This window comes from Streptomyces sp. ISL-96, assembly GCF_018614035.1.
GTDB lineage: Bacteria > Actinomycetota > Actinomycetes > Streptomycetales > Streptomycetaceae > Streptomyces.
In genome coordinates, this window is sequence record NZ_JAGGPA010000039.1 from 155,619 (window position 1) to 166,543 (window position 10,925).

The 10,925-nt window shown below is 70.5% G+C and carries 8 protein-coding genes; 6 read left to right on the plus strand and 2 right to left on the minus strand.

The window, feature by feature from the left end; translation table 11 throughout:
- The first annotated feature begins 1 nt into the window (after position 1).
- From solA to J7E96_RS24675, 5 genes are all read left to right on the plus strand, one after another.
- Positions 2-1,186 carry an N-methyl-L-tryptophan oxidase gene (gene solA, locus J7E96_RS24655; protein ID WP_215133873.1) on the plus strand — a complete coding sequence of 395 codons (1,185 nt, stop codon included), beginning with the start codon at positions 2-4 and terminating at the stop codon, positions 1,184-1,186.
- Complete coding sequence (locus tag J7E96_RS24660; protein ID WP_215133875.1) at positions 1,186-2,319, plus strand: aromatic ring-hydroxylating dioxygenase subunit alpha; 1,134 nt, start codon at positions 1,186-1,188, stop codon at positions 2,317-2,319. The genes solA and J7E96_RS24660 overlap by 1 nt, the downstream gene beginning before the upstream one ends.
- A 232-nt stretch (positions 2,320-2,551) precedes the next feature.
- Positions 2,552-3,973: an APC family permease gene (locus J7E96_RS24665; protein ID WP_215133920.1), complete on the plus strand. Its 1,422-nt coding sequence runs from the start codon at positions 2,552-2,554 to the stop codon at positions 3,971-3,973.
- A 72-nt stretch (positions 3,974-4,045) separates the two neighbouring features.
- Positions 4,046-4,987, plus strand: a complete 942-nt coding sequence (locus J7E96_RS24670) for a hypothetical protein (protein ID WP_215133877.1) — start codon at positions 4,046-4,048, stop codon at positions 4,985-4,987.
- A gap of 633 nt (positions 4,988-5,620) precedes the next feature.
- Positions 5,621-7,366 (plus strand): glycoside hydrolase family 6 protein, encoded by a 1,746-nt coding sequence (locus J7E96_RS24675; protein ID WP_215133879.1) that lies wholly within the window; start codon positions 5,621-5,623, stop codon positions 7,364-7,366.
- 39 nt (positions 7,367-7,405) lie between these two features.
- Here J7E96_RS24675 and J7E96_RS38275 read toward each other — a convergent pair whose 3' ends face one another.
- Positions 7,406-8,749: a LuxR C-terminal-related transcriptional regulator gene (locus tag J7E96_RS38275; protein ID WP_215133881.1), complete on the minus strand. Its 1,344-nt coding sequence runs from the start codon at positions 8,747-8,749 to the stop codon at positions 7,406-7,408.
- Between the two features lie 139 nt (positions 8,750-8,888).
- On the opposite strand from J7E96_RS38275, the gene J7E96_RS24685 reads away from it, so the two are divergent.
- A complete protein-coding gene (locus J7E96_RS24685) occupies positions 8,889-9,803 on the plus strand; it encodes an NADP-dependent oxidoreductase (protein ID WP_215133883.1) in 915 nt (304 codons plus the stop codon).
- Here J7E96_RS24685 and J7E96_RS24690 read toward each other — a convergent pair.
- Positions 9,793-10,911 (minus strand): pectinesterase family protein, encoded by a 1,119-nt coding sequence (locus tag J7E96_RS24690; RefSeq protein ID WP_215133922.1) that lies wholly within the window; start codon positions 10,909-10,911, stop codon positions 9,793-9,795. The two genes, J7E96_RS24685 and J7E96_RS24690, sit on opposite strands and share 11 nt — an antisense overlap.
- Between the last annotated feature and the right edge of the window lie 14 nt (positions 10,912-10,925).

The window sequence follows — 10,925 nt, forward strand, 5'->3', positions numbered from 1 at the left end:
GATGCCACCCACCTTTGACGTGATCGTCGTCGGCCTCGGCGGCATGGGCAGCGCCGCCGCCCACCACCTCGCCGCGCACGGCGCGCGCGTGCTGGGCCTGGAGAAGTTCGGGCCGGTCCACAACAAGGGGTCCAGTCACGGCGGTTCGCGCATCACCCGGCAGTCCTACTTCGAGGACCCGGCGTACGTACCGCTCCTTCTGCGCTCGTACGAGCTCTACGAGCAGCTGGGGCGCGACACCGGCCGCAACGTCGCCACCCTCTGCGGCGGCGTCATGGTCGGGCGCCCCGAGTCCCGCACCGTGGCCGGCTCGCTGCTCTCCGCCCGGCAGTGGGACCTGCCGCACGAGATGCTCGACGCTGCCGACATCCGCCGGCGCTTCCCGACCCTCACCCCCCGCGACGACGAGGTCGCGCTCTACGAGGAACGGGCCGGTCTCGTCCGCCCCGAGAACACCGTCGCCGCCCACCTCCAGCTCGCCACCCAGCTCGGCGCCGACCTGCACTTCGAGGAGCCGATGACCCGCTGGGAGGCCCTCGAAGGCGGCCGGGGGGTTCGCGTGCACACCGCGGAGAACACGTACACGGCCGGACACCTCGTCATCTGCCCCGGCGCGTGGGCGCCCCAGCTGCTCACCGACATCGGCGTGCCGTTCACCATCGAGCGGCAGGTCATGTACTGGTTCCAGCCCACCGGCGGCGTTGAGCCCTTCCTCCCCGAGAACCACCCGATCTACATCTGGGAGGACGCGCAGGGGGTGCAGGTCTACGGGTTTCCGGCGATCGACGGCCCGCACCTCGGTGCCAAGGTGGCGTTCTTCCGCAAGGGCACCGTGTGCACGCCGGAGACGATCGAGCGGACGGTGTACGACGACGAGGTGGCCGCGATGGCGACCCACATGTCACGCCACATCCCCGACCTGCCCGGAGCCTTCCTCAAGGCCGCCACCTGCATGTACTCCAACACCCCCGACGAGCACTTCGTGATCGCCCGGCACCCGGCGCACACCGATTCCGTCACCGTCGCCTGCGGATTCTCCGGGCACGGCTTCAAGTTCGTGCCCGTCGTCGGCGAGATCGTGGCCGACCTGGCGCTGAGCGGCGAGACCAAGCACCCCATTGAGCTGTTCGACCCCCGCAGGCTCCCCGCCGCGCCCGCAGCCCGAGCCGAGAGGCAGCCCGTGTGATGACTACCGCCACCAGCCTGATCGCGACCCTGCCCGGCCACTTCTACACCGACCCCGAGATCTTCCGCAGCGAGCAGGAGCGGATCTTCGAATCGCTCTGGTACTGCGCGGTGCGCAGCGCCGATCTCGGCCGTCCCGGCGCGTTCCGTACGGTCCGGGCGGGCCGGGAGAGCGTACTGATCACGCGGACCCGGACCGGCGAACTGCGCGCCTTCCTCAACGTCTGCCGCCATCGCGGCGCGCGGCTGTGCACCGAGAGCGCGGGGGAGGTGCGGCGTAACCTCCAGTGCCCGTACCACGCCTGGACCTACGGCCTGGACGGCACACTCGTCGCCGCCCCCAATCTCCAGAAGATGCCGGACATCGACCGTACGGAATACGGCCTGGTGAAGGTCGCGCTGCGGGAATGGCTCGGGTACGCCTGGATCTGCCTCGCCGACGAGCCGCCGTCCTTCGAGGACACGGTCATCGGCGATGTCGTGGAGCGGCTCGGCGACACCGTGACGATCGAGCGGTACGACACCGAGGGCCTGACCCTGGGGCGCCGCATCAGCTACGACGTCGCGGCCAACTGGAAGCTGATCGTCGAGAACTTCATGGAGTGCTACCACTGCGCGACGATCCACCCCGAGCTCACCGACGTACTCCCGGAATTCGCGGACGGCCTGGCGGCTCAGTACTACGTCGGGCACGGCGCGGAGTTCAGCGAGGAGGCACAGGGTTTCACCGTCGACGGCAGCGCGGGCTTCGGCCGGCTGCCGGGCATCACCGACGCGCAGGACCGCCGCTATTTCGCGGTCACCATCAGGCCGCAGGTCTTCGTGAACCTGGTGCCCGACCACGTCATCGTCCACCGGATGTTCCCGCTGGCCGCAGACCGCACGGTGGTGGAGTGCGACTGGCTGTACGCGCCCGGGGTCGTCGCCTCGGGAGCCGACCTCGACAAGTCGGTGGAACTGTTCCACCGCGTGAACACCCAGGATTTCGACGCCTGCGAACGGACCCAGCCGGCGATGGCCTCGCGGGCGTACCGCAAGGGCGGTGTCCTCGTCCCGGCCGAGCACCACATCGGGGCGTTTCATGACTGGGTGACCGAAATGCTGGGGAAGGCGGCTGCGCAACGAAATCCGTAGGTCTAGTCCTCTTGGATAGGGCATTGGCGCGTTACGATCACGACTTTTCGAAAGAATCCGCACTCAACCCCTTGTGTTGGCCCGGTGACCATGTGCAAGATCTCTCCTGCCCGAGGCAGGCATTGCACGCAACACGTACGTCACCGGAAAGGCATAACCGTTGAGCAAGAGGCCGGGATCCGAAGGGGGCGGCCTGCGGGCGGGAGCCCTGGGAACTTTCGACTCCGTCGTCATGGCGGTCGCGGGCTGCGGCCCGGCCTACACCGTCGCCGCGACGATCCCCGCGCTCGTGCTCGCCGTCGGCGTCGCCAGCCCGGCGGTGCTCCTGTACTGCGCGATCCCGATGATCGGCATCGCGCTGGCCTTCCGGCACCTGGGACGACTCGAAGTCAACGCCGGAGCCACCTACGCCTGGGTGGCCCGCGCGCTCCACCCCTTCCTCGGATTCCTGAGTGGCTGGGCGCTGGTGGTGGCCACGACGGTCTTCCTCGTCTCCGCCACCCTGCCCGCCGGCACGGCCACGCTCGCGCTCATCGACCCCGAGCTGGCCGGACGCACCGCACTGGCCACCACCGTGGGCGTCGGCTGGTTCCTGCTCATGGCGGCCGTGGTCGCCCTCGGCGCGCGGATCAGCCCGTACGCCCGGACCGTCCTCACCGGAACCCAGCTCGTACTGCTCCTGCTCTTCGCCGTCGTCGCCCTGACGAAGGACGGGAACGCCGCCGACTTCTCGCTCTCCTGGTTCGGCTTCAGCCACTTCGACGAGTCGCACACCTTCGTGGCGGGCGCACTCATCGCCGGCGTCAGCTACTGGGGCTGGGACGTGACCAGCAACCTCAGCGAGGAGACCCGCAACAGCCGCCGGACCTTCGGGCTGGGCGGACTCATCGGCGTACTGGTGTCACTGGTCGTCTTCGTGGTCTTCACCATCGCCGCCAACGTCCTCATCGGCTCCGACGCGGTGCGTGACAATCCCGCGGGCTTCCTCTCCGTCCTCGGCGAGGCCGTCTGGCCGGGCTGGGGCGGGCGGCTGCTCGTGCTGGCCGTGATGCTCTCCATGATCGCCACGCTGGAGACCACCCTTCTGCAGGCGACGCGGACGCTCTTCGCGATGGGGCGCGACCGTACCGTCCCCGCTGTGTTCTCGCGCACCCACCGGGAGTGGCAGACGCCCTGGGTGGCCACGGCCGCCGTCGCGCTCGTCGCGCTGCTGCTCATCCTGATCTCCGCCACGGCCGGCTCCGGCGCCCAGTTCGTCAAGGACGCGGTGAGCGGCATCGGTCTGCACATCGCGTTCTACTACGCCCTCGCCGGACTCTCGGCCGTCGTCGCGTACCGGCGGATGCTGCTCAAGTCCGTGGGCAACCTGGTCTTCATCGGACTGTGGCCGCTCGGCGGAGCACTCTTCATGATCTGGATCTTCGCCACGTCCGTCCCGGAGCTCAGCGGCAGCGCTCTCGCCATCGGGCTCGGCGCCCTGGCCCTCGGCGTGGTGCCGATGCTCCTGTCCTGGTTCCAGGGCAGCTCGTACTACCGGCCGAGGCCGCTGGACCCCGAGCAGGCCGACGCGGCGGACGAGTTCTACGGAGGGCCGGGGATGGAGCCGGCGCCGGCGGCCGCCCAGCGCCGGGACGAGATCCTCACCGACTTCTGACGACCGCTTCTGATCCCGTACCCGGTCCGTATCCGGTCCGTACCCGCGTCCTCTCAGGGAGGGAACCCGCCCATGGCAGCCTGGCTGCGCCGCCGTTCCGGAGCACCGCTCTACGACCAGGCGTTCGGTGACCGAGCCCTCGCGGAGGGCTGCCAGGACATGGTGATGGGCCGCTGGGAGGGCGCCCGCGACCTGCTCGCCGAGCGGCCCCGCGACGACTGGGACCGGCGCGCGCACCGCCTGCGCCTGCTCGCCGACGCGGCGGCGAACCGGCGCACCGTGGACGTCTGGCAGGCCTCCGACCCCGCGAACCCGGACGCGGCCGTGCTGCGCGCCGAGACCGAGGTGATGCGGATGTTCGCCGGTGCGCGCACCGGGACGCTGCCCGGCAAGGAGAGCCTGGACCGGGCGGCCCGGATGTGCCTCCAGGCGTCCGACCTGGCCCCCGAGGACCCGCATCCGTACGTCTCGCTGGTCGCGCTCGGCAGGCTGTACGAGGGGGGCGACCCGTACATCGGCCAGTGGTGGAAGGAGCTCAGGGACCGGGACCTGTACCACCGGGAAGGGCACCACCAGGCACTGCGCTACCTCTCCGCCCGCTGGCACGGCTCACACGGCGAGGCGAACAACTTCGCTTGGGAAGCCGCGTCGTACGCCCCGCCCGGCTCGTCGCTCGCGATCCTGCCGCAGGTGGCGAGGGCGGAGCAGTACCGCTACCAGACGGAGGCGGAAGGCAGGACGGCGATCGGCCTCGCCTTCCACTGGAACGGGGAGCGGGCGCGCTGGGACCTGCGGACCGCCCTGGAGAAGTGGATCAACCACCGGACCGTCCCGCAGGCGCAGGACGTCGCCGACCTCAATTACCTGGCCCACGGTCTGGTCCATGCGGGGATGGAAGGGGAGGCCACCGCCATTTTCGGCCTCCTGGACAATCGGGCCACCCGGATCCCGTGGTCGTACAGCGGCGACGCGGAGAGCCTGTTCGTCCGCTGGCGGGACAAGGTGACGGCCTGATGGATACGGTCTGTCCTAACTCGCGAGGTGGGCATAACGTAGAGGTATGGGCAGCAACGCGCGTGAGACCAAAACGCAGGCCCGACACGTCTGTCCGGTCTGCAAGCACCCCGTCACGTCGGTAATCAAGCGGCACAAGTCGCTCGGAGTCTTTGTGCCTGTCTGGCGCCCGGGCCCGTGCCGGAACCCCGACTGTTCCGCGTACGTGCCTGAAGGGCGGGGCGGGGAGAGCGAGAAGTCCGAACCGCACTCCTGACCACGTCCGGTAGCGGTCCGGGCGCGCTTTGGGCTGCCCTTTGGGGCGCCTGCTGAATTCCCGCTCGAATTGATCTGTGGGGTTCTCGCGGATACACCTCCTGGAGTGGTGAGCGAGCTGAGCGTGGGCCAGTGGGAGCGCTCCCAAAATTCCTTGCCGACGGGAAAGTGTCAAGGGTTCGCGGGTGAATTGAGCTGTCGAATTAATTCGACAGCTCAATCTCGGAAAACCTGGCAACCTTTTCTGTTCTCCGTGGCGACTCGGTGCTAGCTTCCAGCCCACCAGTGGGAGCGACACCGCGTACGGCGGGGCACCCGGAACCACGCATCGGGTTGCCCTGACGCCTGCGCGCCCTCGACTGAGAGGTACACGCAACCATGAGCCGCACCACCACGACTTCCCGGCGGCACACCGCCCTGATCGCGGCCTGCGCCGTGATCGCGGCGGCCGGAGGTACCGCCGCCGCCATGACCACCCCGGCCGGCGCCGCCGCTCCCGGCTGCACCGTCGACTACAAGATCACCAACCAGTGGGGCGCCGGCTTCGGCGCCGCTGTCACCGTCACCAACACCGGTGACGCGGTGAGCAGTTGGAAGCTGGAGTGGTCGTACGCCGGCGACCAGAAGGTCACCCAGGGCTGGAACGCCGAGATAGCCCAGACCGGGGCCGCCGTCACCGCCAAGAACGTCTCGTACAACGGCACTCTGGCCACCGGAGCGTCCGCCTCCTTCGGCTTCAACGCCTCGTACAGCGGCAGCAACGCCGTGCCGGCCACGTTCAAGCTGAACGGCGTGACGTGCAACGCCGGTTCGGGCGGCCCGACCGATCCGCCGGACCCGACGGACCCGCCGGACCCGACCGACCCGCCGGCGGGCCGCGTCGACAACCCGTACGCCGGCGCCAAGGTCTATGTGAACCCCGAGTGGTCCGCCAAGGCCGCCGCCGAGCCGGGCGGCAGCAAGATCTCCAGTCAGCCGACCGGTGTCTGGCTGGACCGGACCGCCGCCATCGCCGGGGCGAACGGCTCCATGGGTCTGCGCGCCCACCTCGACGAGGCCCTGAGACAGAAGGGGACCGGCGAGCTGGTCGTCCAGTTGGTCATCTACAACCTGCCGGGCCGCGACTGCGCGGCGCTCGCCTCCAACGGCGAACTGGGCCCGGCCGAGATCGACAAGTACAAGACGCAGTACATCGACCCGATCGCCGCGATCCTCGCCGACCCCAAATACGCCGGACTGCGGATCGTGAACACCGTCGAGATCGACTCGCTGCCGAACCTCGTCACCAACACCACACCCCGGCCGACCGCCACCCCCAACTGCGACACCATGAAGGCCAACGGCAACTACGTCAAGGGCGTCGGGTACGCGCTGAACAAGCTCGGCGCGGTCCCCGGTGTCTACAACTACGTGGACGCCGGCCACCACGGCTGGCTCGGCTGGGACGACAACTTCGGTGCCTCGGCCGAGCTCTTCAAGCAGGCGGCGACCGCCGAGGGTTCGACGATCGGCAAGGTGCACGGCTTCATCGTCAACACCGCCAACTACAGCGCGTTGAAGGAGGACCACTTCACCATCGACGACAGCGTGAACGGGGTGTCCGTACGCCAGTCGAAGTGGGTGGACTGGAACCGGTACACCGACGAGCTGTCGTACGCCCAGGCCATGCGCGCCAAGCTGGTCTCGCTCGGTTTCGACTCCGGCCTCGGCATGCTGATCGACACCTCCCGCAACGGCTGGGGCGGCACGGCCCGGCCCACCGGCCCCGGGGCGCGGACCACCGTCGACACCTTCGTCGACGGCGGCCGTTACGACCGGCGTATCCACCTCGGCAACTGGTGCAACCAGAAGGGCGCGGGCCTCGGTGAGCGGCCGCGGACGGCCCCGGCCGCGGGCATCGACGCGTACGTCTGGATCAAGCCGCCGGGCGAGTCCGACGGGTCGAGCACGGCGATCCCGAACAACGAGGGCAAGGGCTTCGACCGGATGTGCGACCCGACGTACACCGGCAATCCCCGCAACAACAACAACATGTCCGGGGCACTGCCCAACGCCCCGCTCTCCGGGCACTGGTTCTCGGCCCAGTTCCAGGAGCTGCTGAAGAACGCACACCCGGCGCTGTAGCCGCCAACTGCGGGAAGGGGCACGGTGCAAGGCGCTGTTCTACGCCGCCGCGTGGAACAGCGCCGCCGCCTCGCCCCGTGATCCGACCCCCAGCTTGGTCAGGATCTTCGCGACATGGAACTTCACCGTCGACTCGCTGATGTGGAGTTCCTGCGCGATCAGGCGGTTGCGGTGGCCGCGCGCGAGTCGTGTCAGCACCTCCAGTTCACGCGCCCCCAGCGAGGTCAGCGGATCGGTGCCGGCTGCCGGGGCGGTTGCGTCGGGCGTCGTCAGCGGAATGGCCGCGGTGACCGTCGTTCCCCAGCCGGGCACCGCGTCCACGTCGAGACGTCCGCCCAGGACGTCCAGCCGGTCGGAGATCCGCGCCGGACCCAGAGCGCACATGGACAGCGCGCCGGGCCCGTCGTCCCGTACGGTCGCGCGCAGTTCCTGCTCGGTGACCTGCCAGCCGACATGAACCCGGGTCATCGCCTCCTGCTCCAGCACGGTCAGCAGCACCGCGCGTACGATCGCCCGCGCCGCGTGCGCCACGTCGGCGGCCACCCTGCGGACCGAGTCGGGAGGTCCAAGTTCCAGCCGGACGGGGCTGTGGCGCAGCAGCGGCCGCAGCGCGTCCGCGAGCCGGGCGAAGGCCTCGTCGGCCCGTTCCTCGGCCACCGCCTTGTCGCGGTCGGCCTCGGCCCGCAGTTCGATCAGCGCGGTCACGGCCAGCTCGGTCGCGGTGGCGCGCGCGGCCGCGTCGTCGAGGTTACGGCTGCGCAGCACCCCCAGGAGCCCGGTCAGCGCGGCCGAATGCGTCTCGCCCAGCTCGGCCATGACGCGGGCCCGCGTGTCGGCGGCGGCGCGTGAGCGGGCCAGGGCGCCGGGGGTCGCCTCCGACGCGAACCGGTCGAAGTGGGCCGCCACCAGGGACCAGAGGGCCTGCGTGACGGCGAGGGCGCTCTCGTCGACCGGCGCGGCGTCGTCACCGCGTACGAGAACGAGGAGCGCGCCCCGTGGGGTCGCGTCGGTCATCACGGCGACCACGGACCGCTCGGCCCCGGCGATCTGGGCCGTGCCCTGCCACGGCTGCCCGGGCACGCCGGCGACGAACAGCGGTTCCAGATCCGCCGCGCTGATCCGCGCGGCGAAGTCCGCGTCGCCTGCCGTCTTGAAGGGTGAATGGGCGCAGTGGGTGGACAGTTCGGCGGCGGCCAGATGCGGGACCAGCTCCGCCAGGGTGGCGGACAGCCGGGGCAGGATCTCGCCCAACGGCTGGCGGATGACGTCGTGTCCGGCGGTCAGGGCGGCCAGAGGCGTGGCCCCCGGCGTGAGCGCCCGGGCAGCGGCAGCGGTGGCCGGCGTGGGCAGGAAGGCCACGGACCCGGTGAGTGTCAGCTCCATCCGGCCAGCGTAGCCAGGGTTGTGCTGCGAGCGGCTGGTCTTCAGAACAGGTCGGACTAGTCGAAAGGCGGGCCGGATCAGACACCCCGCAGGCACAGGCTTGAGCCATCAACCGATCAGCGTCAGCGGGGAGTCAGTCATGGAAGCGATCGTGTACGAGACGTTCGGCGGCCCGGAAGTGCTGCGCCACGGACAGGTGGAGAAGCCGGAGCCCGGCGCGGGCGAAGTCCGGGTCAAGGTGGTGACGGCCGGAGTGAACCCCGTCGACTACAAGAGGCGGTACGGACTGGTCGAGGAGTTCTACCCAACGACGTTCCCGGCCGTCCCCGGCCTGGAGTTCGCCGGGATCGTCGACGCGGTCGGAGACGGCGTCACGCACGCCGCCGTCGGTGACGAGGTCCTCGGGTGGACGACTACGGGCGCGTACGCCGAATACGCGCTGGCCGGTCACATCGCCGCCAAGCCCGCCGGACTGTCCTGGGAGCGCGCGGCGTCCCTGCCGGTGGCGGGGGAGACGGCCCAGCGCGTCCTCGGCCTGCTGCGGGTGAAGGACGGCGAGGTGCTGCTGCTGCACGGTGCGGCGGGCGTGGTCGGCTCGGTCGCGGTACAACTGGCGGTGGCCGCGGGCATCACGGTCGTCGGCACGGCGTCCAAGGCCAACCACGAGTATCTGCGGTCGATCGGTGCGATTGCGGTTCAGTACGGGGACGGGCTCGCCGAGCGCGTACGGGCTGCCGCACCCCAGGGCGTGGACGCGGTCTTCGACGCCGCCGGCCAGGGCGTCCTGCCGTACTCGATCGAGCTGCTCGGCGGCTCGGCCGACCGTGTCGTCACCATCGCCGACCCGAACGCGGCCGACCACGGCGTCGTCTTCTCGGGCGGTGGTACGGACCCGGAGGCCGTCCGCGCCGGGCTGGCCGAGCACGCCCGTCTCGCCGCCGAGGGCCGGCTGGACGTACGGATCGCCGAGGTGTTCCCGCTGGCGGACGCGGCGAAGGCGCAGGAGCTGAGCGAGGCGGGGCACGCCCGGGGCAAGCTCATCCTCAAGCCGTGACGTGACGGGACCAGTCGCCGAGGTAGGTGCCGCGCGTGTGTGCGCGGGCCTCTTCCGTCGTCAGCTGCGGCCGCTCGGCGGGAGTGATGACGCGGGAGCCGGGGCCGTTGTTGCGGTACTCGGCGAAGCGCTGGTCCTGCCACGGGTGGGCGTCGCGCATGTTGGCGTACGGAACCGCGGCGTCGATGCCGGGACCCAGCCAGGTGTCACGTACGACCAGGGAGGGCCGGGCCGTGAGATCGGAGCTCGGCACCCACGGGCGGGCGAGCTTGTACGCCCGGTCGGGTGCGGCGCTGGTGATGCGGCAGCGGGTGGCCAGGTAGCCGAGCGCGGTGGCCCTTGCCGTGGAGGGCGCGAAGACGAAGCCGTACGGGGTGAAGCCGACGTCCCGGTCGAGGGTGTGGAAGCGGCAGCTCTCGAAGACGGCGGTGGCCCGGCCGAAGACGAAGTCCACGTCACCCTCGATGTGGCAGTGGGCGTAGTACTGGCGGGCCGTGACGGTGAGCGAGCGCGTATCGGCGTACAGGGTGTCCTGGTGGCCGAGGAAGCGGCAGTGGTGGAACGCGCTGCGGTCACCCAGCACGCGGATCGCGACCGCCTGTGTGCCGGAGGTTATGTCGGGGTGGTCGGCGCGCAGCCAGTCGTTGGCGAAGGTGATCCGGTGGGCGGTGAAGCCGTCGGCCTGGACGAGCGTGGTGGCCGAACCCGCGGTGCCGTGGGGGGTGCCGTCGGGCTTGAGGGTGCCGGCGGCGTTGTCGTACACGATGACCGTCTCGCGGGGGTCGGCCGCGGCGCCGAGGAGGGTGAGACCGGTGCGGTCGGCGGGGAAGGTGACTGTTTCGCGGTACGTGGCGGGGGCCAGGACCAGGGTCCAGGCGGGGCCGGTGGTTGCGGCGATGGCTGAAGTCACGGTGGGGTGGTCGCCGCGACCGTGTGGGTCGACGTAGAGGGTACGGGTGTTGAGGCGGCGCGTCGGGGAACCGTACGGGCCGAAGGGGTGTGGGGTGGCGGTAGCGGGCGCGGCGGCCATGAGGGGGAGTGCGGCGCCCATGCCTGCGGCGGCGGCTGTGAGGAGTGCGGTGCGGCGGGTGGGGTGGGGTGCGGGCATGCGGTGTCCTTGGT